Genomic DNA, 24,801 nt, shown 5'->3' with positions numbered 1-24,801 from the left:
GTACGGCGCTTCGGCGCGCCCTACGAGCCCCTTCCGCACAGCTACGTGCCCTTTGCCTGGATCAGGCGGATGTCAGAGCTGGCCGCCGACGAAGACGGTCAGGTCCACCAGGCGGTTGGAGTAGCCCCACTCATTGTCGTACCAGCCGATGACCTTGACGCTCTTGCCCTGCGCCATCGTCAGGGAGGAGTCGAAGGTGCAGGAGGCCGGCCAGTTGACGATGTCCGAGGAGACGATCGGGTCCTCGGTGTACTCCAGGATGCCCTTGAGCTGGCCCTCGGCCGCCTTCTGGAACGCGGCATTGATCTCGTCCTTGGTGACCTCGCGCTCCAGCTCGATGACCAGGTCGGTCACGGAGCCGGTGGGGACCGGGACGCGCATGGCGATGCCGTCCAGCTTGCCTTCCAGCTGCGGGAGGACCAGCGCGGTGGCCTTGGCGGCACCGGTCGTGGTCGGGATGATGTTCTCCGCGGCGGCGCGGGCGCGGCGCAGGTCCTTGTGCGGGAAGTCCAGGATGCGCTGGTCGTTGGTGTACGCGTGGACGGTCGTCATCAGGCCCTTGACGATGCCGAAGTTCTCGTCGAGAACCTTGGCCATCGGCGCCACGCAGTTGGTGGTGCAGGAGGCGTTGGAGATGACGTGGTGGTTGGCCGCGTCGTACTTGTCCTGGTTGACGCCCATCACGACCGTGATGTCCTCGTCCTTGGCGGGCGCGGAGATCAGGACCTTCTTGGCGCCGGCCTGGATGTGCTTCTCGGCGTCGGCCTTCTTGGTGAAGATGCCGGTCGACTCGATGACGATGTCGGCGCCCAGCTCGCCCCAGGGCAGGTTGGCGGGGTCGCGCTCGGCCATCGTCTTGAAGGTCTGGTTGCCGACCGTGATGCTGTCGTCGGTGTGGCTGACGTCCTGCTTCAGGCGACCCAGGATGGTGTCGTACTTCAGCAGGTGAACCAGGGTGGCATTGTCGGTCAGGTCGTTGACACCGACGATCTCGATGTCCGCACCCTGCTCCAGGAGCGCGCGGAAGTAGTTGCGACCAATGCGGCCGAATCCGTTGATGCCTACGCGGATCGTCACGAACCGATCTCCTCGTTGGTGCGCCGGTGCAGTACCGGCGAGCTGTATGGGATGTCCCCGACCGCCTCCGACCCTACCCCCAATACGAGACGTACGTGACATTGACAGGGGCGGTCCGGGCCCACTCTGGGGCCACGGGCCGCCCTGTTCGCCGAGAGAGGACGGGCGCGGTCAGCCGTCGAGTGCCCGGAGCGCCGCCCCGGCCAGTTCCGACCGTTCCGTGGCGGTCTGTACGTGCTCCAGGCCGAAGCCCAGCAGCACGGTGTCACGCGTGGTCACCGCGCCGGCGGCCCGGAACAGCTCCTTGGAGCGGGCCCAGTCGCCGGTGGCGGGCGGGCTGCCGGCGGGCGGCCCGGGGACGGTCCAGGGCCCGAGCGAGGTCTCGAAGCCCTCCGGCGGCTCGCCGCCGGTGCCGGTGGTGAGCCGGGTGTCGTCGACGAAGACGCCCCGGCCGCCGGTGCCGGGATCGGTGATGTAGGAGAGCGACAGCTCGACGCGCTGCCCCGCGTAGGCGGACAGGTCGACGGCGACCGGCCGCCAGCCGTTCGAGGCGCCGGTGAAGCGGTTCCAGGCACCGGTGGTGCCGGTGTTGCGGCACTCGGTGCCGGTGCGGGTCAGGTAGTGCTGGAGGAAGGGGTGGGCGGCCAGGTAGTAGCCCTGGCCACACTCGGCGGGTACGCCGGTGCCGGTGCCGCCGTTCGCGTCGGGCAGCGTCGTCCAGTCGTCCCGGCCGGCGGTGTGCGCCTCGACGACGGCGTTGTCGAAGCCGGCCTCGGTGTCGTGGCTGAGCATGAACTGGAGGGTGGGCCGGTCGGCCGCGGTGACACCGGTGAGGTCCACGGTCCTGGCCAGCCGCATGTACGCGCTGTCGCGGTGCCGTGCGGCGGCGAACCAGTCGCCCTCGTACGGCTGGAACGGCGTCCGTACGCCCGGGTACTCACCGGCCGCGGCGCTGGCGAACTGGGGGAACGTCGCCGGCGGCAGCTCGTCGGAGATCACCGCGTGCGCGCCCGCCGAGTCCAGCGGGTTGCCCGGCGCGTCGCCCAGCTTCACCTGCGTACCGGCCAGCTTGCCGGCGCCCTTGAAGGAGGGCGGGTTCTTGACCGGAACCCGGCCGCCGACGCCCAGGTAGTACTGGCTGAAGTCGTCGGTCACGGCCCGGCCGACCTCCGTGCTGCCGCCCGCCTGCTCCCCCGCGGCGAGCAGCTTGCCGCCTTCGTTGAGGTAGTCGCGTACGGCCAGCAGGGTGGCGCCGCCCGGACGGCCGGCCCCCGTGTACCAGACGACGTTCTCGAAGTGGCTCAGTACGCCGAGCGCGTCCGGGGCGCCCTGCCGGGCGACGTCCCAGACCGCGGCGCGGTGGCCGTTGGCGGCGAGGGCCTTGGTGTACGCGGCGGTGTGCCGCGCGGGGGCGGTGCCGCCCTCCTCGGCGAGGACGAGGGTGTCGGCGCGGGGCCGCTCGGCGACGGTGTAGGTGAAAGGTTCACTCTTGGTGGTCTTGCCGTGGCGCGTACGGCCGGAGAACCAGACCTCGACCTCGTCCCCCGGCTCGGCGCCTTCCACGGCCGCCCGGTACTGGTCGAAGTGCAGGTTGTCCTCGCCCCCGTAGGTCTCGCCGCCCTTCCACGGCTCCAGCTCCTCGGTGTGCCGGCGGCCGCCGTTGACGCGGTAGTTCAGCTCCTTGTCGCGTACGGACTTGCGGGCGGTGACCGCCACCTCCTGGTCCTCGCCGCGGGCGTAGGAGGTCGTGAAGGCGTGCGGGGTGAAGTCGGGCGCCTTCAATCCCACGGACGAGACGGGCTGGTCAGGGCGCTGGGCGCTCTCGGCGACGGAGAGCGCGAAGGGGATGTTCTTCTCGAACTCCGCCTGGATGAGCTTCTCGGAGTCGGGGAAGTTGAAGACCGACTGGCAGTCGGCGGCGTGCCACTCGTCGTTCGGGTCGGCGTCGGACACCGTCTGACAGGTCGACATCTCCGGGGTGAACATGGGGATGCCGTTGACGTTGGACGCGTGGCCGTCGGCTTCGCCGTTGGTGGTGTACAGCTCCGAGGAGACCTGCGGGCGGTATCCGGGGATCGCCGACTTCTCCGGCGTACCGGCCAGGGCCCGGTAGAGGACGTCGTCCGGGGTGGGCGTGGCCACTTGCCAGCCGACGCCGTACAGGATCAGCTCGGCGGCGGAGTGGTAGTTGATGGCGTACCGGAAGCCGATGCGCTTCTCGAAGGCGTCCAGCGCCTTGGTCTCGGGCTCGGAGGCGGCGGCCGGGCCGCGGTAGGTCTCGCTCGCCGGATTCGGGGACGAACCCTCGTTGTCGTAACCCCACTTGTAGGTGAAGTTACGGTTGAGGTCGACGCCGTCGCCGGGGGTGGTCTTCCCGTCGCCGTTGTTGTCGCGCAGGTTCTTGCGCCACAGGCGGTTCTTCGGGTCCTCGAAGGTGTAGTCGTAGCCGTCCGGGTTGGCGGAGAGCACGAACCACAGCTCGGTGGTGTCCAGGATCCTGGTCAGCCGCGGGTCCTTGCCGTACCCGGCCAGGTAGTACCGCATCAGCCGGCGGGTCATCTCCGGAGTGATCCACTCCCGCGCGTGCTGATTGGACAGGTACAGCACCGCGGGCTTGGCGCCGTCCTCGGTCGTGCCGGCGTTCTTGGTGAGCTTCAGGGCCATGATGTCGCGACCCTTGACGGTCTTGCCGATGCTGACGATCTTCGCGAGCTCCCGGTGGGAGCGGGCGGTGTCGATCATCTCCTTCATCAGCCCGTTGGCACCCGTGTACGGACGGAAGACCCGGTCACCCTGGGCCTTGAGCTTGCGCTGCGCCTCCGAGGAAACGATTTTGCGGGTCAGCTGGACCCCTTGTTTGCGCAGCCCGGCCGCCTGCGCGGCCGACAGTTGCACCTCGACCTGCCCCTTACCGGTCTTCGGCACCTGCGCGCCCAGCTCGTGACCGTCCACACCGGCCTTCAGCAGCAGCGGCACCTGCGCCGCGCTGACCTGGCCGCTCCACGTCCCGATGGCGTCCCGGTCCCCTCCCCCGCCGTCCCGCGCCTGCGCCTGCGCGGCCGGCACCGCCGTCACCCCGCCCAGCAGCAGCGCCGCCGCCGCGAGCAGTGATCTCGCCTTGCGTCTCATGAACCCCCCTTGCCGTCGTCCACCTCGTGAATGGGCGCTCGCCAGACTGGTCACGCTGCATGATCATGTCAATACAGCCCCTGGCCAAAAGCGGTGGCCGTACGGGGGTGCCCGTACGGCCTACAGGAAGTGCCCGGCCGCGAGGTACGGCGCCGGCACAGGCATCCCGCGAACGGCGATGTACCCCTCCTGGCTGATGGCGAGCCCGGCGGCGAGACCGACGTCGATCGCCCATTCGTTGGGGGCGGTGATGCAGTTGACGAGGGTGTCCCCGTACGACGCGGCCAGCGCTTCCCACAGCAGCCGCTGCGCGGTGTCGGCCCGCTCGGCGGCCAGCAGCACGGCGCGCCCCCGGTCGTCGACGTACACATACCCCGGCCGGGACCGGTCGCGGGTGACGACCAGCCGGTGGGCGGCGAGCAGACAGCCGTGGTCGGGGCCGTGCCCGGCGCCCCGCAGGTCACGGTCCAGCCGGTCCATCCACACGAAGTCGTCCGGACCGCCGTCCCGGAGCCCGTCCACCACGGGCAGGGCGGACCGGTCGACGGTCCCCACCATCTGCATCTGCGGATGCAGCGAGAAGCCGGCGAGCCGGTAGCGGCGGGTGGCGCCGGGATGGACGCTGGAGGAGAAGATGCCCGGACGCCCGTCGGCGTGCGCGAGGACGGTGTCCAGCAGGCGCTTGCCGATGCCGCGGCCCTGGTGGCCGGGCAGAACGCCATAGGTGGCGAGGTACCAGAGGTTGCCGCGGTTCTGGGAGACGGCGAAGCCCACCACCTGATCGGTGCCCGCCTCCGTACCGACGTCCACCGCGACCCAGCAGCCGCCCGGGTCGACGTCCAGGTAGTAGCGCATCCGGTCGATCCAGCGCCGGGCGGCAGCGGCGGGCCGCAGCTCGGGCTCCGGGTCGCGGGCCCTGCGGGCAAGCCGGTCCGCGTCGAGAAACGTCAGCGCCGAAGCGCGCTCCGCCGAAGCGAGATCGTCCGCCCCCATCGGTCTGATCCGCAATGCGTCCATTTGCCGGAGGCTAGGGGGCGGCTGGGGTGGGCCGCACAGGGTTTTCCGGGGGTACCGGTTGCCCTCGGTGCGCCCGGTACTGGCGCGGGCCCGGCCCCTACGGACTTCGTCCTCCGGTCCCGACCCCTCCCGTACGCGTCAGCCTGCCGCACCGCGGGGGGGGGACGCCTGCCCCCACCGGCAGACCGTCGCCGTACAGCAGGAGGGACTGGACTGGAGGACGAAGTCCGGAAGTCCGGGCCCGTACCCGGGCGCGGGCAGGCGGCTACCGGCAGGGGCACGGGCCTTACAGACTCCGTGCTCCGGTCCCGACCCCTCCCGTACGCGTCAGCCTGCCGCACCGCGGGGGGGGGGACGCCTGCCCCCACCGGCAGACCGTCGCCGTACAGCGGAAGGGACTGGGCTGGAGGACGAAGTCCGGAAGTCCGGGCCCGTACCCGGGCGCGGGCAGGCGGCTACCGGTCGTGGCGCGCGCTCAAGCGCATGCCTCAGCCGACCATCCCGTCCGCCATCTCCTCCGACAGATTCGACTCCGTGCCGGGGATGCCCAGGTCCTGGGCGCGCTTGTCGGCCATCGCCAGGAGGCGGCGGATGCGGCCGGCGACCGCGTCCTTGGTCAGGGGCGGGTCGGCGAGGGCGCCCAGTTCTTCCAGGGACGCCTGCTTGTGGTCCATGCGCAGGCGGCCGGCTGCGGCGAGGTGCTCGGGGACCTCTTCGCCGAGGATCTCCAGGGCGCGCTGGACCCGTGCGCCCGCGGCCACCGCGGCGCGCGCCGAGCGGCGCAGGTTAGCGTCGTCGAAGTTGGCGAGGCGGTTGGCGGTGGCGCGGACCTCGCGGCGCATCCGCCGCTCCTCCCAGGCGAGTACGGACTCATGCGCACCGAGGCGCGTCAACAGCGCGCCAATCGCATCACCGTCACGGACGACGACGCGGTCCACGCCGCGTACCTCGCGGGCCTTGGCGCCGATGCCGAGCCGGCGGGCCGCGCCGACCAGGGCGAGGGCCGCCTCGGGCCCGGGGCAGGTGACCTCCAGGGAGGACGAGCGGCCGGGCTCGGTGAGCGAGCCGTGCGCGAGGAACGCCCCGCGCCAGGCCGCCTCCGCGTCGCAGGTGGCCCCGGAGACGACCTGCGGGGGCAGGCCGCGGATGGGCCGGCCGCGGCCGTCGACCAGGCCGGTCTGGCGGGCGAGCTGGTCGCCGCCGGCGACGACCCGTACGACGTAGCGGCTGCCGCGCCGCAGGCCGCCGGGGGCCATCACCACCAGGTCGGAGGAGTGGCCGAAGATCTCCAGGATGTCCTTGCGCAACCGCCGGGCGGCGATGCCCGTGTCCAGCTCCGCCTCGATCACGATGCGCCCGCTGACCAGGTGCAATCCACCCGCGAACCGCAGGATCGACGAGACCTCCGACTTCCGGCAGCAGGTCCGGGTGACGGGGAGCCGGGAGATTTCATCCTTCACCGCTGCCGTCATCGCCATGGGCCGATCCTTCCATGCATCCGAAAAATACGGTCGTACGCGGCGGCCAGCAGCTCCGGGTCGTGCCGGGCGGCACCCTTGTGGGTCTCCGCCGTGCCGCAGGGGCTGCCGGGCGCGGCGACCGCCGCCAGCTCGACCTCGCTGCCGACGAGCTGCTTGGCAGCGACGGTCAGGCTCTCGATGTCGGGCACGGCGGCCCGGTCGGCCAGCACCACGTCGAAGGCGAGTTTAGGGGCGTGTCGGGCCAAAACCTCCAAATGACGCTGCGGGGAAAAGCCGTCGGTTTCACCCGGCTGGGGTGCCAGGTTCAGCGAGAGGACCTTGCGGGCCTTGGTCTCCTCCAGCGCCTCGCGCAGCTCGGGCACGAGCAGGTGCGGGATGACGGAGGAGAACCAGGAGCCGGGGCCGAGCACCACCCAGTCCGCGTCGCGGACCGCGGCGACGGCCTCGGGCACCGCGGGCGGGTCCTCCGGGACGACGTGCACGGACTGCACCTCGCCGGGGGTCAGCGCGACCGTGGCCTGGCCGCGGACGGTGGTGATGTCGTCGGGGCGGGTCTCGTCGTGGCCCTTCACCAGGGCCTGGAGCTCCAGGGGTACGGCGGACATGGGCAGCACCCGGCCGTGCGCCCCGAGCAGCTTGCCGACCAGGTCCAGGGCCTGCACGTGGTCGCCGAGCTGCTCCCACAGGGCGACGATGAGGAGGTTGCCGACGGCGTGGTCGTGCAGCTCGCCCTCGCTGGTGAAGCGGTGCTGGATCACCCGGGACCAGGTCTGGCCCCAGTCGTCGTCCCCGCACAGCGCGGCCAGCGCCTTGCGCAGGTCACCGGGCGGCAGCACGCCCAGCTCGTCGCGGAGCCGCCCGCTGGAGCCGCCGTCGTCGGCGACGGTGACGACGGCGGTCAGGTCGCCGGTGATGCGGCGCAGCGCGGCCAGCGAGGCGGACAGGCCCATGCCGCCGCCGAGCGCGACGACCTTGGGCGTGGCGCCCCTGCCGGAGCGGCTGCCCGGGACCAGCTTGCGGACCCGGCGCAGCCGCAGGGGACGGGCGGTCATTCGCGCCCCATGTCCCGGTGGACGACGACGGTCTCGACGCCTTCGGAGACCAGGCGGTGGGCGAGCTTCTCGGACATGGCGACGCTGCGGTGCTTGCCGCCCGTACAGCCGACCGCGATGGTGACGTAGCGCTTGCCCTCGCGGCGGTAGCCCTCGGCGACGATGCGCAGCAGCTCCGCGTAGCCGTCCAGGAACTCCTTGGCGCCGGGCTGGCCGAAGACGTAGCCGGAGACCTCGTCGTTCAGGCCGGTGTAGGGGCGCAGCTCGGGCACCCAGTGCGGGTTGGGGATGAAGCGGCAGTCGATGACCATGTCGGCGTCGACGGGCAGGCCGTACTTGAAGCCGAAGGACATGACGGTGGCCCGCAGCTCGGGCACCTCTTCGCCGGCGAACTGGGCGTCCATCTTGGCGCGCAGTTCGTGAACGTTCAGGCTGGAGGTGTCGATGACCAGGTCGGCGTCGCCGCGCAGCTCGCGCAGCAGGTCGCGCTCGGCGGCGATGCCGTCGACGATGCGCCCGTCGCCCTGGAGGGGGTGCGGGCGGCGCACGGACTCGAAGCGGCGCACCAGGGCCTCGTCGGAGGACTCCAGGAAGACGATGCGGCGCTTGACGTTCTGCGCGTCGAGGGTGGCCAGGGACTCCTTGAGGTTGTCGAAGAAGCGCCGGCCGCGGACGTCCACGACGACGGCGATCCGCGCCACGTTGCCCTGCGAGCGGGCGCCCAGTTCGACCATGGGCGGGATCAGCTCGGGCGGGATGTTGTCGACGACGAACCAGCCGAGGTCCTCCAGGCACTTGGCGGCCGTGCTCCGGCCGGCCCCGGACATCCCGGAGATGATCACCAGCTCGGGGATGGCGGCGCTCTCCCCCGTGTCGGCATCGCGCATCGTGCCCGTACTCACCTGTGCACCGTCTCTCTCGGTCTCGCGGGAAGGCGGCGTGTGCTGGGCTTCCCGCATGTCGTGCTTGTGCTGCTCGGTACTGCTGCTCATCGTTCCTGCCCCCGTTCTGATGACAACGCGGCCGGCGGGGTCACGTCATCCTCAATGATCTCTCCTGTGGCGGTGTTCACCGCCGGGGCGGCCGGAGCCGCGCCGGCCAGCGCCGCCGCGATGGTCTCGGCCGTCTTGCGGCCGATGCCCGGCACCTCGCAGATGTCCTCGATCCGGGCGGCGCGCAGCCGCTTGACCGAGCCGAAGTGCTTGAGCAGGGCCTGGCGGCGACTCTCGCCGAGGCCGGGGACGCTGTCCAGTGGCCCGGCCTTGAGGCGCTTGCCGCGCTTGTTGCGCTGGTAGGCGATGGCGAAGCGGTGGGCTTCGTCACGGACGCGCTGGAGGAGGTAGAGGCCCTCGCTGCTGCGGGGCAGGACGACGGGGTCGTCGTCGTCCGGCAGCCAGACCTCTTCGAGGCGCTTGGCCAGGCCGCAGACGGCGACGTCGTCGATGCCCAGTTCGGACAGGGCCCGCTGGGCGGCGGCGACCTGCGGCCGGCCGCCGTCGACGACGACGAGCTGGGGCGGGTAGGCGAAGCGCTTGGGGCGGCCGTCGTCGTCCGTGGGGCCGGTGGACACGGGGCCGTCCTCGGTGACGGGCGCGGTGGCGGGCCCGTCGGCGGTCTGCGCGTCCGCCCCGGCGGGCGCCTCCTCGTCCCACTCCCCCGTCTGCTGCTTCTCCTGGAGGTAGCGCCGGAAGCGGCGGCCGATGACCTCGTGCATGGCCCGGACGTCGTCCTGGCCCTCGAAGGTCTTGATCTGGAAGCGGCGGTACTCGCTCTTGCGGGCCAGGCCGTCCTCGAAGACGACCATCGAGGCCACCACGTCGTCGCCCTGGAGGTGGGAGATGTCGAAGCACTCGATGCGCAGCGGCACCGAGTCCAGGCCGAGGGCCTGGGCGATCTCTTCCAGGGCGCGGGAGCGGGTGGTCAGGTCGGAGGCGCGCTTGGTCTTGTGCAGGGCCAGGGCCTGCTGGGCGTTGCGCTGGACCGTGGCCATCAGGTCCTTCTTGTCGCCGCGCTGCGGGATGCGCAGCGAGACGTTGGAGCCGCGGCGCTCCGTGAGCCACTGCTGGACCGGTTCGACGGGGTCGGGTAGGGCCGGGACCAGCACTTCCTTCGGTACGGCGTCGCCGCTCTCCTCGCCGTAGAGCTGCTGGAGGGCGTGCTCGACGAGGGCGGCGGTGTCCACGTTCTCGACCTTGTCGGTGACCCAGCCGCGCTGGCCGCGCACCCGGCCGCCGCGGACGTGGAAGATCTGGACGGCGGCTTCCAGCTCGTCCTCGGCGAGCGCGATCAGGTCGGCGTCGGTGGCGTCGGCGAGCACGACGGCGCTCTTCTCCATCGCCCGCTTGAGTGCGTCTATGTCGTCGCGCAGGCGGGCGGCCCGCTCGTACTCCATCTCCTCGGCCGCCTCCTGCATGGACCGCTCCAGGCGGCGGATGTAGGCGCCCGTGCGGCCGGCCATGAAGTCACAGAACTCCTCGGCCAGTTCGCGGTGCTCCTCGGGGGAGACGCGGCCGACGCAGGGCGCCGAGCACTTGCCGATGTAGCCGAGCAGGCAGGGGCGGCCGATCTGGGCGGAGCGCTTGAAGACGCCGGCGGAGCAGGTCCGTACGGGGAAGACGCGCAGCATCAGGTCGACGGTCTCGCGGATGGCCCAGGCCTGGCCGTACGGGCCGAAGTAGCGCACGCCCTTCTTCTTGGCGCCGCGCATGACCCGGACCCTGGGGAATTCCTCGTCGAGGGTGACGGCCAGATACGGGTAGCTCTTGTCGTCGCGGTACTTGACGTTGAACCGCGGGTCGTACTCCTTGATCCAGGTGTATTCGAGCTGGAGCGCCTCGACCTCGGTGTTGACGACGGTCCACTCGACGGAGGCCGCGGTGGTGACCATCGTGCGCGTCCGCGGGTGGAGGTTGGCCAGGTCCTGGAAGTAGCTGGACAGGCGCTGGCGCAGGCTCTTGGCCTTGCCGACGTAGATGACGCGGCGGTACTCGTCACGGAATCTGTAGACCCCGGGCGAGTCGGGGATCTGTCCCGGCTTGGGTCGGTAACTGCTGGGGTCTGCCATGCCGCCCACCCTACTTGGGGGCGGTGACAGCGGGCGGACCGTGGGCGGTGGCGGGCGGGTACGCCGGGGGTACGGCACGGGGGGAGGCGCTGCCGTACGCGCGGGCGCGGGGCACCGGCCCGGACGGGTGGGGTCCGTCCGGGCCGGGTCTCAGCGGCTGTGGCGCCTGCGCAGCGCCGCGGCGCCGGAGAGCCCGAGGGCGAGCAGCGCGGCGGTGCCCGCGACGGCCGAGGCGGCGGTCACCGGGCCGCTGCTGTCGCCGGTCGTGGCACCGGCCGTGGTGCCGGCCGCGACGGGCTGCCCGTGCGGGCCCGCCTCCGGGGCCCCGGGAGCGGCCTGCGGGCCGTAGCCGCCGGCGGCCCCGCGCCGGTCGTACGCGGAGCCGGGCAGCTTGTCGCCGTACGCCTCGGCCACCCGCTTCTGGTACGCGGCGACGGTGGTGCCGCCCGCGCCGACCGCCTTGCGCGCCTCGGCGTCCAGCGGCCGGATACGGTCGCCGCGCTGTTCGTACCAGGCGTTGATCTGCGGTTCCTGGAAGACCGTGCCGCCGTCGCCCGCCGCGCTGTAGCGGGTCTCGTCGTCGCCGGTCGCGATGTTGACGACCTTCCAGGCGCCGCCGGTCTCGGCGGTCCACACGGAGGCCTTCTGCCCGTCGGCGGAGACCGCCGTGCTGGCCAGGAACTCCAGCTCGGAGACGGGTGCCCCGGCCTTGCCGCGTACGAAGTCGGCCGAGAGCACGTAGACGGGCACGGTCCGGCCCTGGATCCGCGGCTGCGCCTTCGTCCGGGCGACCGCGCCGTCCCGGGCGAAGAAGCGGGCGAGGGTGGCGAGGGTGTCCGGCGCGGTGGCCGCCGTACGGGCGGCGGTGACGGCCGACGCGGCGGGGGCGGGCGGCGGTGCGGGGGTGGCGGCCAGCGCGCCCTGCGGCGCCAGGCCGAGGAAGGCGGCGGTGAGCGCGCCGGTGGCGGCGGCCCGTATGGCGGCGCGGCGGGCCCGGGTGCCGCGCCCGGCGGATGCGGCCGGAGCTCTGTGCTCGGTCATGGCCTCAGGCTCCGATCCGGTAGAGGGAGTGGGTCCAGGAGAAGGAGTCGCCGTTGACGTAGTAGTTGTAGTCGCCCCAGTTGTAGCGGCTGTTGGACCCCCACGGATCTCCCCAGTACACCCAGTTCTTCGCGGTGTCGAAACCGTAGATCACGTGCATGTGCCCGCCGCCCGAGGACCACTGGATGCGGGTCTCCACGGGGCGGCCCGCGTTGATCTCGTTCTGGACGGTGCTGTAGCGCAGGTAGCCCGTGACGTACGAGCCGGGGTTGACGCCCATCCAGTCGAAGGCGTTCTGCACGTTGCCGAGTGTGGCCTGGTTGTTGGGGCAGCTGCTGCCCTGTGAACGGTTGAAGGCGGCGTTGCAGAACTGGTTCTGGCTGTACCTTCCCCCGTAGAAGGTGGCGATGGTGTTGCCGGAGGCGGCCCAGCACCAGTTGGTCTTCTCCTGGGCCTGCATGGAGATGTCGAGCCGGTTGGCGGCGAGCATGCCCTGTGGGGCGGGCGCGGCGGGTGCCGTCCGGGCCACGGCGCCGGTGGGGGCGGACGCCGCGGTGGCGGGTGTGACGGGTACGGCGGTCAGTGCGGCGGCCGACAGTGCCGCGGCCGACAGCCATCTGCGGCGCGAGCCGCGTATGCGTGGTGCACAGCTCATGGCGTTCCTCTCCCGATGAGGGGGGTGGGGATGGAGGAGCGCATCCGGATGCTGGTCAGGAGCATCGGGTGTTGTCGGGAGCAGGTCAACACGCTTCAATGCGGGGTGACATGGGGGTGTGGACGTCCGGTGCCGGGTGTGAACGGCCCGTGCCCGGCGTACTGCAATGGACAGGCATGACCAGCGCACGGAGTGAAGTCCGGTTGTGAACGTTCACCGCGCGCGCCGGAGGGTTGGGCGATGACACAGCACATGACACAGCAGGCACCACATACACCTCATGAACATCAGGAAGCGCACGAGAAAACTCCGCACCAGACACCCCGGGAGCACCCGGCGAACGAGCCGGTTCCTCCCCCTTTGACCGAACTGGCACAGATCCTGCGCACCGGCCCGTTCCACCTGGCCCTGCGCGCCGCCCTCGCCGCGCGCGGCCTCGCCCTGCACCGCGTCCAGCACAAGCTGGCGCAGCGCGGCATCAAGGTCGGCGTGACCAGCCTGAGTTACTGGCAGCAGGGGGCACGGCGCCCGCAGCGCCCCGAGTCGCTGCGCGCCGTACGGGCCCTGGAGGAGGTCCTCGACCTGCCCGCGCACTCCCTGCACCGGCTGCTGGTTCCCGAAGGCGGCCCCCGGGCCGAGACGGCGGAGCGCCCCGCCGCCCGCTCCTACCGCTCGCTCTTCGACCCCTCCGACGCCCTGCACGCGCTCTTCGCCGAGCTGGAGGCGCCCGCGGACGGCGGGCTGCACACGGTCGGCCATCACGAGTGGGTGCACATCGGAGCCGGCCGGGAGCTGAGCGAGCGCCGCTCCCTCCAGGTGGTGCGTGCCCATCGGGACGGCGTGGACCGCTACATCGCCATCCACCAGGGCGACGCGGGCTGCGATCCGTCCCGGGTGACCGTCACGGCCGGGGAGAACTGCCGCCTGGGACGGGTCCGCCGGAACGCGGCCAACGCGATGGTGGTCGCCGAACTGCTCTTCGACGTCCGGTTGCGGGCCGGCGACACCCACGTCTTCGGCCACTGTTTCGAGGACGGCACCGGTGGCCAGAGCGCGGAGTACGTACGCGGCTTCCGCTTCGCCGGCGGCCAGTACGTCCTCCAGGTGCGCTTCGACGAGGCCGCGCTGCCGGTGCGCTGCCGCCGCTTCACCCAGACCAAGGCGGGCGCCCCGCGCTCGGGCCGCCAGGAGCTGACGCTGAGCGGGCAGCACCGGGCCGTACACCTGGTGGAGCAGGGTGTACGGCCCGGGATCGTGGGGATCGGGTGGGACTGGGTGTGATCCGCGGGGGCGCGTCCTGAGAGGCGGCCCGAAAGGGGGTGTCCAGGGGGCGGCTCCCGGAAGGTGGCCCCTGAGACGCGTCCCCTAGGAGGCGGAGTCCGCCCCGGTGGCCGGGACGCCCGACGCGTCGGCGTCCGTGGCCGCCGGGCGGCCGTCCAGCGCGCCGACGGTGGCCGCGTTCTCCGCGACGCGCCGCTCCAGCATCTCGATCTTTCCGTCGAGCGGCCGGTCCATCCCCGGCCACACGTCGATCTTGATGCTGGCCTGGACGCGCGGCACTCGTTCGGCGACCGCCTCGGTCGCGCGCTTGACGACGTCCATGACCTCGTCCCAGTCCCCCTCGATCATCGTGTACATGGAGTCCGAGCGGTGCGGCAGCCCGGACTCCCGGATGATCTTGATGGCGTCGGCGACGTACGCCGCGCCGTTCTCCTCCACGCCCATGGGCGTCAGGGCGAAGGCAATGAGCACGGTCTTCCTCTCCTCGTTCGGGACACGCGTACGAAAGCGCGGCCCGTCGGCGACGGGCCGCGATGCGGCACCGTCACCCGCTGCCGACGTGTGCCGCCCGGTAGGCGCGTACCACGGGAGACCGGTAGGCATCCGCGATCCGCAGCAGGTGACGGACCTCCTCGCCGAGATCGCCCGCGCCGGGGCCCGCGAGATTGGCCGTCTGCGCGTGCGGCGCCTCCCCGGCGCGCCGGGCGTGCAGGGCGGCGGCCAGCCAGCAGGCGGTGATGTGCGCATCGGCCAGGTGCTCGGGCACGGCCTGCTCCCCCACGTGCCGGCGGACCCCGTCGAGAGTCGCCGGGGACACGTAGTCCCGCAGCACGATCATCGCGTCACGGATCTCGATGACCCGCCGGTACAGCCGCAGCTGGAGCGGCAGCACCGCGTCGCGCAGCCGGCTGCCCGGCCCCAGGACCACGTCGGGGGTGACCGCGGTCAGCTCCCGCCACAGCACGGCCAGCCCCCGGTAGGAGGCGCGGTCCCGCCACAGCCGCTGGATCCCGGCCAGTACGGGCAGTGCCACGCCGGCCGCGATGAACAGCGCCTCGACGCCGGTGACCGGCGAGAACAGCGGGCCGAAGACCGGCGAACGGGTCTGGAGGTAGCAGAGTTTGAGCACCCACAGCAGGGACGCCAGCAGGATGCCGGTGCCGAACAGGCGCAGCCCGTACCGCAGCAGCCGGGGCGCGCCGGTGCGGCCCTGGGTCCAGCAGACGATTCCGCAGGTGGTGTCGGCCGTCAGGTGGAAGGCGAAGAAGACGTACCAGTACGCGTCCGGCACGCTGGGGATGTCCGGCGACGGGGTGATCTGGTTGCGCGCGTGCGGCGGCCCGGTGAGGTCGAGTGCGACGAGCGCCAGCATGACGGCGAGGGCGGCGCCGAACACCAGGACGGTACGGCGCTGCCGCCCCGCCGCCTGGAAGATGAACCACAGCACGGCGGCGGCGTCGACGATGCTGAACAGGTGCGTGCTCAGGTCGACCCAGTGGGCGCCCGGTACGAGGCGGGCCAGTGCGGCGGTGACCGGCTCCAGGTGCATCGACATGGCCAGCGCGATCATCACGATGGCGAACCACAGGGGCCGCTGCGCCGGGTCCTTCAGGCCGCGCGGGGCCCTCGCGAGGACCACCGCCCACAGGGCGACGATGCCGGTGTTCTCCAGCCAGGCGAGATCCCCTATCCAGGTGAACACGGCGCTCCCGGGTGACGGGCGTCGCGCGGACCGGCGCCGGACCGCACGCCCGCGCCGGACCGCAGCCCCATGCCGGACGCCAGGCCGCCGAGCGTGCCGGACAGCAGCGTCGGCGCGGGCACCCGCCCCGCGCCCTCCAGGATCAGGCTGGCGATCATCTCCGCCTCCTGTTCCTGCCGGTCGGAGTAGCGGGTGCGGCCCAGCGCCTGCCGGATGGACGCCGGGTCCTCGATGTCGATGTACCGGAAGAGCCCGGGGTCCTCGACGGCCATCCGGTGGTCGCAGACCAGGTGGCCGATCTCGTGCAGGATGATGTGCTCCTGGTGGAGCGGGCTGGTCTGCGCGTCGTAGAAGACGTAGTCGCCTTCCTCGGTCGCCAGCCACATACCCGTCGGCATGCCCAGCCCGGTCGGGGTGGGCAGGGTCATCAGCCGCAGCGGACGGTTGCGGTCGGCGGCGAGCCGGGCGCACAGTTCCTGCGCGGAGAACGGTTCGGGCAGGGGTATCGCGTCGATCACGCGCCGGCAGCGGCGGCGCAGTCGCCTCCAGTGCATCGCGGGTGATACTCCATGGCTTGTGGGTACAGGAGGGCAGCCGACCCGGTAACGGCGCGCGGTCATGCTGCTGCCGCCGGGCGGAGACACGAGGAAACCAGCACGACGACACCCCCTCGCGCGCCATCCGTGCAACGCGTCGTGCGATCGTAGATCTTCACCCGGCCCCCTGTCAGGACCCCGTCATCGAGCAGTCCGCTTTCGGCCAACTGCGCTGCGTGACGAACCCAGGCGCCCCGCCCGTCAGCCGGCGATCAGCTTGCCGCCCTCGGCCTTGACCGGGACCTCCGGCAGCGGCTTCGAGGCCGGCCCCTGGATGACCTTGCCGGTCGTCACGTCGAAGCGGCTGCCGTGGCAGGGGCAGTTGCCCTGGTTGCGCTCGATCTTGTCCAGTACGCAGCCCGCGTGGGTGCACTTGGCGCTGAAGCACTTGAACTGGCCCTTTTCGGGCTGCGAGACGAGCAGCCGGCTCTCGCGGTAGAGCGTGGCGCCGCCGACCGGTACCTCGGTGGCGGCGCCCAGGGTGACGGGCTCGGCGGGCGTCGCGGACTCGCCCTTCGAGTCGCCGCCGGAGCAGGCGGCGACGCCGAAGCCCGCCGCGCCGACGAGCGCGGCCCCTCGCAGCACGGTCCGGCGGGCGGGGGGCTGGCTCATCTCGTACTCCCAGATGCTCGGTCGGGGACGCTGCGTCACCGTGCGGCGTCGGCTCCCGACGATACCGGTACTGATCCGTCCGCTTCTGGCTGCCCCGACCGGCCCGTACCGCCGTCCGAAAGGTGCCCCTCCCGGCCCTTGAGCAGGTCCCGTTCGATCTCCTCCAGGCTGCGCCCCTTGGTCTCCGGCAGCAGCTTGCGTACGAAGACGAAGGCGGCGAACGTCGTCACGGCGAAGAACAGGAAGTTGACGCCCGCGCCCCAGGCGCGCAGCAAGGTCGGGAAGACCAGCGAGACGACCATGTTGAACAGCCAGTTGAACATCACGCACAGGCTCACCGCGGCGGCCCGGATCCGCATCGGGAACAGCTCCGGCAGCATCACCCACTGCACCGGGCCCCAGGAGACCGCGAAGGACGCGATGTACAGGGCGATGCCGAAGAGGGTGAGGGTGGACAGCGCGGCCCCGTACCCGAGCCCGGACAGGTTGGTGGCGGCCAGTACGAGCATCGCCACGCACATGCCGAGCGCGCCGTACAGGAGCAGCGGTTTGCGTCCCTTGCGGTCGATCATCCGCATGGCGGGCAGCGTCATCAGCATGTTGAGCAGCCCTATGCCGACGTTGGCGAGGATCGCGCCGTCGGAGCCGAAGCCGATGTCGGTGAGGAGCGTCGGCGCGTAGTAGATGATCGTGTTGATGCCGACGAAGTTCTGGAAGAAGACCAGCAGCATGCCGATCAGGAGGACCGGCCGCAGCCGCGGCGAGGCGAGGTCCTTGAGGGTCAGCGAACGGCTCTCGGCCCGTTCGATGCGCTCGGTCTCCTCGATCTCGGCCAGTTCGGTCTCGGCCGCGCCGCCCGTACCGCGCAGCCGCGTCAGCACCTGCCGCGCCTCGTCGTTGCGGCCCTTGCCGACCAGCCAGCGGGGGCTCTCGGGCTGGGTGATGATGCCGAGCGCGAGGATCGCGGCGGGCACCACGCCCAGGCCGATCATCCAGCGCCACGCCTCCGCCCCGGCGAGCAGGTAGTCGGTGACGTACGCGAGGAAGATGCCGACCGTGACCAGCAGCTGCATCAGCGACGTCAGGCCGCCGCGCAGGTGCTTGGGGGCCAGCTCCGTGAGGTAGAGCGGTACGACGACGGAGGCGATGCCCACGCCGGTGCCGATCACGAAGCGGAAGGCGATCAGCGTCCACGGGGTGGTGGCCAGGGAGGCGCCGAGGGTGCCGAGGATGAAGACGGCGGAGGCGGCGAGGATCAGGCGGCGCCGGCCCCAGGAGTCGGAGAGCCGTCCGGACAGGCCCGCGCCGAGCATCGCGCCGACCAGCAGGCCGGAGACGACCATGCCTTCCAGGAGCGGTGTCAGCGCGATGTCGTTCTTGATGAAGAGCATGGCGCCGGAGATGACGCCGGTGTCATAGCCCCACAGGATGCCGCCGAGGGCGCCGAAGACCCAGATCAGGGCGTTCTTGATGCGTGCGGGCACGGCCGGTCACCCCTTTCGCGCGGGGCGCGGGCCCTGCGGCGCGATGTGGATCTTGCGGCCGGTGCCGGCCCGGAAACGGGCCACCGCCTCGTCGAAGTCCTCCAGCCCGTACACGTCGCTGACCAGCGGGTCGAGGTCGAGTCCGGCTTCCAGTACGTCGATGGCGGGCTGGAAGCTGTTGTGGACGGCCATCGAGCCGATGATGTCGATCTCGTGGTGGTAGACCAGGTACGGCGAGAACTTCGCGGAGCGGGCCGGGTCGGTGACGCCGAACTGCAGGAACGTACCGCCCTTGCGGACCCGGCCCAGGCCGTCCTCGATGGCCGGGATCGCGCCGGTCGCGTCGATGACCACCTCGAAGCCGGGCGTACGGCCCAGCTGGTCGGCGCTGGTGACGGCGGCGTCCAGGCCGAAGCTCTCGGCGAAGGCCAGCCGGTCCTTGTTGAGGTCCACGACGGACACCGAGGCGGCGCCCGCGGTACGCACCAGCGCGGCCATCATCAGGCCCATCGTCCCGGCGCCGTAGATCAGGTAGTGCTCGCCGGGGCGGCGGGGCAGCCGGTTCAGGCCGTGCACCGCGCAGGACAGCGGCTCGATCAGGCCGGCGGCGGCCTCGGAGAAGGACTCCGGTACGAGGTGGCAGCAGCGCGCGGGCACCGCGACCAGCTCGGCGAAACCACCCGCCTGGGTGACGCCGATCGCCTGGTAGTCCGCGCAGAGGTTGGCGCGGCCGATGCGGCAGTAGTGGCAGGCGCCGCACGGCATGTTCGGGTTGACCGCGACGCGGTCACCGACGGCGGGGCTGGTGACGCCCTCGCCCACGGCCACCACCTCGCCGGTCAGCTCGTGCCCGGGGATCAGCGGGTAGGGGACGGCGGGCAGCTCGCCGCCGAGGATGTGCATGTCGGTCCCGCACAGTCCGCAGGAGGAGACGCGTACGACGACCTCCGCGGGTTCCGGCCGGGGATCGGGGGCTTCGGTCAGGGCGGTACGGCCCGGCTCGGTGACCACGACAGCGCGCATGGCGCCTCCTCACGTCTTCGTGCGGTGTTGCGGGTGGTTCGGGTACTGCGGGTGTTGCGGGGTGGCGTGAACGTAACCCGGTGGTAAACGTTTGCGCAAGCGTTTACGTCTAGGCTGTGATGGACTACGTACGGCAGCCGGGCCTCCTGCCGGCGACATGGGACGGCACACTCGCCGGCGACAGCGGGCGACGGACTCGGGAGACGCACGGGATGACGACGATGGTCGATGTGGCACGGCAGGCGGGGGTCTCCGTGGCCACGGTCTCGCACGTGCTCAACGAGACCCGGCCGGTACGCCCCGACACCCGCGCCGCCGTCCTGAAGGCCATCGACGAGCTGGGCTACACCCACAACACGCTGGCCCGTTCGCTGGTCACCTCGCGCACCCGCTCCATAGGCCTCGCGGTCTCCGCGATCAGCAACCCGTACTTCACCGAGATCCTCCAGGGCGTCGAGGCCGGTGCCCTGGAGGCGGGCTACAGCCTGCTGATCGCCGACCCGCACGACGACCCCGCGCACGAGCAGAAGGTGGTCCGGCTGCTGCACGAACGCCGGGTGGACGGCATGATCGTCGCGCCGTCCGCCGAACCCGCGGGCATGGCGGACTACCTCACCCGCCGCAACGTTCCGGCCGTCTTCCTCGACCGGCTGGTCGGCGACGCGTACGACCAGGTCTGCGCCGAGAACACCGCCCCCGTACGCCGGCTCGTCGAACACCTCGCCGACCTGGGCCACACCCGCATCGGCCTGGTGGCCGGCCTGCCCGGGCTGAGCACCACCACCGAACGCGTCCAGGGCTACCGCGAGGGCCTGCGCGCCCGCGGCCTGCCCTTCGCCCCCGAACTCCTGGCGGGCGGCAACTCCGAGGCCGAGGGCGCCGAGGACGCCACCCGGCACCTGCTCGCCGCCCCCGAACCGCCCACCGCGATCATCACCGCCAACAACGCGATGACCATCGGCACCCTGCGCGCGCTGCGCGACCTGGGCCTCGACGTCCCCCGCGACATCGCGCTGGCCTGCTTCGACGACTTCTCCTGGGCCGACCTCTTCGCCCCGCGTCTGACGGCGATCTCCCAGCCCAGCAAGGAGATCGGGGCCGCCGCGGTCCGGCTGCTCCTGGAACGGCTGGAGGAACCGGACCGCCCGCCGCGCACCCTCCGGCTCCCCTGCACCTACGTGCACCGCGCATCCTGCGGCTGTACCGGCACCGGACGCTGACCCGCCCCTCCCCCACCCCCCAGAAAGGCCAGGACTGTCGTGATCGTCGTCGCCGGCGAGGCCCTGATCGACCTCGTACCCAGCTCGCAACCGCCCTCCGGGGACGGGCCGTTGCCCGCGCTGCTGCCGCGCCGGGGCGGCGGCCCGTACAACACCGCCCTCGCCCTCGGACGGCTCGGCTCGCCCGCCGCGTTCTGCTCGCGGGTGTCCACCGACACCTTCGGCGAGGAGCTGCTGCGCGGGCTGCGGGCGGACGGCGTGGACGTCTCGCTCGTCCAGCGCGGCCCCGAGCCGACCACACTGGCCGTCGCCGACATCAGCCCGGACGGCTCGGCCGGGTACGGCTTCTACGCCGACGGCACCGCCGACCGGCTGTTCACCCTGCCGCCCGAACTGCCCGACGCGGCACGGGCGGTGTCCTTCGGCACCTGCTCGCTGGTCCTGGAACCGGGCGCGAGCGCGTACGAGTCGCTCATGCGCCGCTCGGCGCAGCAGGGCATCTTCACGGCGCTGGACCCCAACATCCGCGCCGGGCTGATCGCGGACGCGGACGCCTACCGGGCCCGCTTCCGCTCCTGGCTGCCGCACATCGCGCTGCTGAAGCTCTCGGAGGAGGACGCGGAGTGGCTGGCCGGCCCCCAGGGCGTCGCGGCCGCCGTCAAGGACTGGCTGACGGCCGGTCCGGCGGCGGCCGTCCTCACCCGCGGCGGCGACGGGCTGTCCGTACGGACACCGGGCGGTACGGAGATCACGGTGCCCGGCGAACGGGTCGAGGTCGCCGACACGATCGGCGCGGGCGACACCGTCAACGCGGCACTCCTGCACCGCCTGGACGCACACGCCGCCCTGACCCCCGAAGCGCTCGCCGCCCTGGCCCCCGACGCCTGGCGCGACATCCTCGGCTTCGCGGCCCGCGCGGCCGCGGTGACCTGCTCCCGGCCGGGCGCGCAGCCGCCGTACGCGACGGAGCTGGTGGGGCCGGAGTGACAGCGCACTGAGGGAGCACCGCGGACCGGGCCACGCGGCACGCGAGCGGGCCGTCACCCACTCGGAGGAGTGGGTGACGGCCCGTTCCGCGCCGGAGGGGACCGTCAGGCCTGGCGGGCCCGCGTCGCCTTCTTGGCAGCCGTCTTCTTGGCAGCGGTCTTGGCCGTCTTCTTGGCGGCCGCGGGCTTGGCGGCGGTCTGCTTGGCCGTCGCCTTCGTCGCGGACGCCTTCGTGGCCGTCTTGGCGGAGACCGTCCTCTTGGCGGGGGCCTTCGTCGCGGCGACCGTCTTCTTCGCCTTGCCCGCCGCCGGCTGCTCCGCGTCGCTGACCCGGTCGCCCAGGATGTCGCGCAGGAACTTGCCGGTGTGGCTGGCCGGGACCGCCGCGACCTGCTCCGGCGTGCCCTCGGCGACGACCAGACCGCCGCCGTTGCCGCCTTCGGGGCCCATGTCCACGATCCAGTCGGCGGTCTTGATGACGTCGAGGTTGTGCTCGATGACGATCACCGAGTTGCCCTTGTCGACCAGACCCGACAGCACCTTGATCAGCTTGCTGATGTCGTCGAAGTGCAGACCGGTGGTCGGCTCGTCCAGGACGTAGACCGTACGGCCCGTGGAACGCTTCTGCAGCTCGGAGGCGAGCTTGACGCGCTGCGCCTCACCGCCGGAGAGGGTCGGCGCGGACTGGCCGAGCCGGACGTAGCCCAGCCCCACCTCGGTGAGCGTCTTCAGGTGCCGGGCGATGGCCGGTACCGCCTCGAAGAAGTTCAGCGCCTCCTCGATCGGCATGTCCAGCACCTCGGCGATGGACTTGCCCTTGTAGTGGACCTCCAGGGTCTCCCGGTTGTAGCGCGCGCCGTGGCAGACCTCGCACGGCACGTACACGTCCGGCAGGAAGTTCATCTCGATCTTGATGGTGCCGTCGCCCGCGCAGTTCTCGCAGCGGCCGCCCTTGACGTTGAAGGAGAAGCGCCCCGGCAGGTAGCCGCGGACCTTGGCCTCCATCGTCTCCGCGAACAGCTTGCGGATGTTGTCGAAGACGCCGGTGTACGTCGCGGGGTTGGAGCGCGGCGTACGGCCGATCGGCGACTGGTCGACGTGCACGACCTTGTCCACCTGGTCGTCGCCGGAGACGCGCACATGGCGGCCGGGCACCGACTTGGCGCCGTTCAGCTCGCGGGCCAGGTGGGTGTAGAGGATGTCGTTGACGAGCGTGGACTTGCCGGAGCCGGAGACGCCGGTGACCGCGGTGAGCACGCCGAGCGGGAAGGAGACGGTGATGTCGCGGAGGTTGTTCTCCTTCGCGCCGTGCACCGTCAGCTGCCGCTTGGGGTCGGCGGGCCGCCGTACCTCGGGCGTCACGATGGCCCGCCTGCCGGACAGGTACTGCCCGGTGACCGACTCCTTGTTGGCCAGCAGCTCCTTCATCGGACCGCTGTGCACGACCTTGCCGCCGTGCTCGCCGGCGCCCGGGCCGATGTCCACGACCCAGTCGGCGACCTTGATCGTGTCCTCGTCGTGCTCCACGACGATGAGCGTGTTGCCCATGTCGCGCAGGCGCACCAGCGTCTCGATCAGGCGGTGGTTGTCGCGCTGGTGCAGGCCGATGGACGGCTCGTCGAGCACGTACAGCACGCCCACCAGGCCGGAGCCGATCTGGGTGGCGAGCCGGATGCGCTGGGCCTCGCCGCCGGAGAGGGTGCCCGCGGCGCGGTTCAGCGAGAGGTAGTCCAGGCCGACGTCGACCAGGAACTTCAGCCGCTCGTTGACCTCCTTGAGGACCCGCTCGGCGATCTTCTTCTCGCGGGCGTCGAGCTTCATCTCGCGCAGGAAGTCGGCGCAGTCGCTGATCGACATGGCCGAGACCTCGGCGATCGAGCGGCCCTTGACCGTGACGGCGAGGACGATCGGCTTCAGGCGCGTGCCCTCACAGGTGGGGCAGGGCACCTCGCGCATGTAGCCCTCGAAGCGCTCGCGGCTGCTGTCGCTCTCCGCCTCCTGGTGGCGCCGCTTGACGAACGGCACGGCGCCCTCGAACGCGGTGGTGTACGAGCGCTCGCGGCCGTAGCGGTTGCGGTAGCGGACGTCGATCTGGGTGCGGTGGCCGTTGAGGATGGCCTTCTTGGCGCGCTGCGGCAGCCCGGCCCACGGGATGTCCGTACGGAATCCGAGGGCGTCGGCGAGGGCGCCGACCAGCCGGCCGAAGTACTCCTTGGTGTGGCCGTGCGACCAGGGGTGGACGGCGCCCTCGTCGAGGGACTTCTCCTCGTCCGGGATGATCAGGTCGGGGTCGACCTCCATGCGCGTACCGATGCCGGTGCAGTCGGGGCAGGCGCCGAAGGGCGAGTTGAAGGAGAAGGAGCGGGGCTCCAGCTCCTCGAACGACAGGTCGTCGCGCGGGCAGTACAGGTGCTCCGAATACATCCGCTCGCGCTGCGGGTCGTCCTCGTCCAGGTCGACGAAGTCGAGGATGACCATGCCGCCGGAGAGGCCGAGGGCGGTCTCGACGGAGTCGGTCAGCCGGCGCTTGGCGCTGTCCTTGACGGTCAGGCGGTCGACGACCACCTCGATCGTGTGCTTCTCCTGCTTCTTGAGCTTGGGCGGGTCGGAGAGCTGGATCGTGGCGCCGTCGACGCGGGCGCGGCTGTAGCCCTTGGTCTGGAGGTCCGCGAAGAGGTCCACGAACTCGCCCTTGCGCTCGCGCGCCAGCGGGGCGAGCACCTGGAAGCGGCTGCCCTCGGGCAGCTCCAGGACCTTGTCGACGATGGCCTGCGGCGACTGCCGGGCGATCGGGTCGCCGCACTCGGGACAGTGCGGCTTGCCGATCCGGGCGAACAGCAGGCGGAGGTAGTCGTAGACCTCGGTGATCGTGCCGACCGTCGAGCGCGGGTTGCGCGAGGTCGACTTCTGGTCGATCGAGACCGCGGGGGACAGGCCCTCGATGAAGTCCACATCGGGCTTGTCCATCTGCCCGAGGAACTGCCGGGCGTACGAGGAGAGCGACTCGACATAGCGGCGCTGCCCCTCGGCGAAGATCGTGTCGAAGGCGAGCGAGGACTTGCCCGACCCGGAGAGCCCCGTGAAGACGATCAGGGAGTCCCGGGGGAGGTCGAGCGAGACGTTGCGCAGGTTGTGCTCGCGAGCGCCACGGACGATGAGACGGTCGGCCACGCCGGTCGGCACCTTTCTGGAGAGGGGCGGGAGGCCGCGGCTCAGCAGGCATGGCCCGGACGACGGCGGCGGGGCGGCCCGGTCGTACGGGCGCCGAGCCGGTGGGCACGGAGAGCTGAGCGGAGCCCCCGCCCCAGGGTATGGGGGCCGCCGCGGCGATGTCTTATTGATGCCACACACGAGCCTATAGCACGCGCATTCGAATTACCG

The 24,801-nt window shown here is 71.6% G+C and carries 19 protein-coding genes; 3 read left to right on the top strand and 16 right to left on the bottom strand.

Features of this window, described 5'->3' with window-relative positions; translation table 11 throughout:
* Positions 1-72: 72 nt before the first annotated feature.
* From gap to AB0L45_RS11225, 9 genes are all read right to left on the bottom strand, one after another.
* Complete coding sequence (gene gap, locus AB0L45_RS11265) at positions 73-1,077, bottom strand: type I glyceraldehyde-3-phosphate dehydrogenase (RefSeq protein WP_365838411.1); 1,005 nt, start codon at positions 1,075-1,077, stop codon at positions 73-75.
* 171 nt (positions 1,078-1,248) lie between these two features.
* On the bottom strand, positions 1,249-4,206 hold the full coding sequence (locus tag AB0L45_RS11260) for a M14 family zinc carboxypeptidase (protein WP_365838409.1): 2,958 nt from the start codon (positions 4,204-4,206) through the stop codon (positions 1,249-1,251).
* Between the two features lie 120 nt (positions 4,207-4,326).
* Positions 4,327-5,223: a GNAT family N-acetyltransferase gene (locus AB0L45_RS11255; RefSeq protein WP_365838407.1), complete on the bottom strand. Its 897-nt coding sequence runs from the start codon at positions 5,221-5,223 to the stop codon at positions 4,327-4,329.
* 488 nt (positions 5,224-5,711) lie between these two features.
* Positions 5,712-6,701, bottom strand: coding sequence for a DNA-binding protein WhiA (gene whiA, locus AB0L45_RS11250; protein WP_003987139.1), 990 nt, complete (start codon positions 6,699-6,701; stop codon positions 5,712-5,714).
* Positions 6,692-7,756 (bottom strand): uridine diphosphate-N-acetylglucosamine-binding protein YvcK, encoded by a 1,065-nt coding sequence (yvcK, locus tag AB0L45_RS11245; protein ID WP_365838405.1) that lies wholly within the window; start codon positions 7,754-7,756, stop codon positions 6,692-6,694. Before yvcK ends, whiA begins: the two co-directional genes overlap by 10 nt.
* Positions 7,753-8,643 carry an RNase adapter RapZ gene (gene rapZ, locus AB0L45_RS11240; RefSeq protein ID WP_365838583.1) on the bottom strand — a complete coding sequence of 297 codons (891 nt, stop codon included), beginning with the start codon at positions 8,641-8,643 and terminating at the stop codon, positions 7,753-7,755. Before rapZ ends, yvcK begins: the two co-directional genes overlap by 4 nt.
* 101 nt (positions 8,644-8,744) lie before the next feature.
* A complete protein-coding gene (uvrC, locus tag AB0L45_RS11235) occupies positions 8,745-10,820 on the bottom strand; it encodes an excinuclease ABC subunit UvrC (protein WP_365838403.1) in 2,076 nt (691 codons plus the stop codon).
* A gap of 150 nt (positions 10,821-10,970) precedes the next feature.
* Complete coding sequence (locus tag AB0L45_RS11230) at positions 10,971-11,861, bottom strand: hypothetical protein (RefSeq protein WP_365838401.1); 891 nt, start codon at positions 11,859-11,861, stop codon at positions 10,971-10,973.
* 4 nt (positions 11,862-11,865) lie between these two features.
* Positions 11,866-12,516 (bottom strand): papain-like cysteine protease family protein, encoded by a 651-nt coding sequence (locus AB0L45_RS11225; RefSeq protein WP_365838399.1) that lies wholly within the window; start codon positions 12,514-12,516, stop codon positions 11,866-11,868.
* A gap of 360 nt (positions 12,517-12,876) precedes the next feature.
* Here AB0L45_RS11225 and AB0L45_RS11220 point away from each other — a divergent pair, with 360 nt between their 5' ends.
* Positions 12,877-13,797 carry a hypothetical protein gene (locus AB0L45_RS11220; protein ID WP_365838397.1) on the top strand — a complete coding sequence of 307 codons (921 nt, stop codon included), beginning with the start codon at positions 12,877-12,879 and terminating at the stop codon, positions 13,795-13,797.
* Positions 13,798-13,881: 84 nt separating this feature from the next.
* Here AB0L45_RS11220 and AB0L45_RS11215 read toward each other — a convergent pair whose 3' ends face one another.
* The 6 genes from AB0L45_RS11215 to AB0L45_RS11190 all read right to left on the bottom strand — a co-directional run bounded on the left by AB0L45_RS11215 (position 13,882) and on the right by AB0L45_RS11190 (position 19,214).
* Complete coding sequence (locus AB0L45_RS11215; protein ID WP_365838395.1) at positions 13,882-14,268, bottom strand: MTH1187 family thiamine-binding protein; 387 nt, start codon at positions 14,266-14,268, stop codon at positions 13,882-13,884.
* Between the two features lie 73 nt (positions 14,269-14,341).
* A complete protein-coding gene (locus AB0L45_RS11210; RefSeq protein ID WP_365838393.1) occupies positions 14,342-15,499 on the bottom strand; it encodes an MAB_1171c family putative transporter in 1,158 nt (385 codons plus the stop codon).
* Positions 15,484-16,053: a hypothetical protein gene (locus AB0L45_RS11205; RefSeq protein ID WP_365838391.1), complete on the bottom strand. Its 570-nt coding sequence runs from the start codon at positions 16,051-16,053 to the stop codon at positions 15,484-15,486. Before AB0L45_RS11205 ends, AB0L45_RS11210 begins: the two co-directional genes overlap by 16 nt.
* Before the next feature lie 243 nt (positions 16,054-16,296).
* The gene (locus tag AB0L45_RS11200) at positions 16,297-16,707 is read right to left on the bottom strand and encodes a Rieske 2Fe-2S domain-containing protein (RefSeq protein ID WP_365838389.1); all 411 of its coding nucleotides are present in this window, start codon (positions 16,705-16,707) and stop codon (positions 16,297-16,299) included.
* A gap of 35 nt (positions 16,708-16,742) precedes the next feature.
* Positions 16,743-18,191 (bottom strand): sugar porter family MFS transporter, encoded by a 1,449-nt coding sequence (locus AB0L45_RS11195; RefSeq protein WP_365838387.1) that lies wholly within the window; start codon positions 18,189-18,191, stop codon positions 16,743-16,745.
* 6 nt (positions 18,192-18,197) lie between these two features.
* The gene (locus AB0L45_RS11190; RefSeq protein ID WP_365838385.1) at positions 18,198-19,214 is read right to left on the bottom strand and encodes a zinc-dependent alcohol dehydrogenase family protein; all 1,017 of its coding nucleotides are present in this window, start codon (positions 19,212-19,214) and stop codon (positions 18,198-18,200) included.
* Positions 19,215-19,426: 212 nt separating this feature from the next.
* Between AB0L45_RS11190 and AB0L45_RS11185 the strand changes: the two genes are divergently transcribed.
* Positions 19,427-20,434, top strand: coding sequence for a LacI family DNA-binding transcriptional regulator (locus AB0L45_RS11185; protein WP_365838383.1), 1,008 nt, complete (start codon positions 19,427-19,429; stop codon positions 20,432-20,434).
* Positions 20,435-20,473: 39 nt separating this feature from the next.
* Positions 20,474-21,421, top strand: coding sequence for a carbohydrate kinase (locus AB0L45_RS11180; protein ID WP_365838381.1), 948 nt, complete (start codon positions 20,474-20,476; stop codon positions 21,419-21,421).
* A 104-nt stretch (positions 21,422-21,525) separates the two neighbouring features.
* Here the strand turns inward: AB0L45_RS11180 and uvrA are convergent, their stop codons facing one another.
* Complete coding sequence (uvrA, locus tag AB0L45_RS11175; protein ID WP_365838379.1) at positions 21,526-24,591, bottom strand: excinuclease ABC subunit UvrA; 3,066 nt, start codon at positions 24,589-24,591, stop codon at positions 21,526-21,528.
* Between the last annotated feature and the right edge of the window lie 210 nt (positions 24,592-24,801).

The organism is Streptomyces sp. NPDC052496, from assembly GCF_040679095.1.
Classification (GTDB): domain Bacteria; phylum Actinomycetota; class Actinomycetes; order Streptomycetales; family Streptomycetaceae; genus Streptomyces.
Note: the sequence above shows the minus strand (reverse complement) of the source record. Positions and strands in the feature narration are given on the sequence as shown.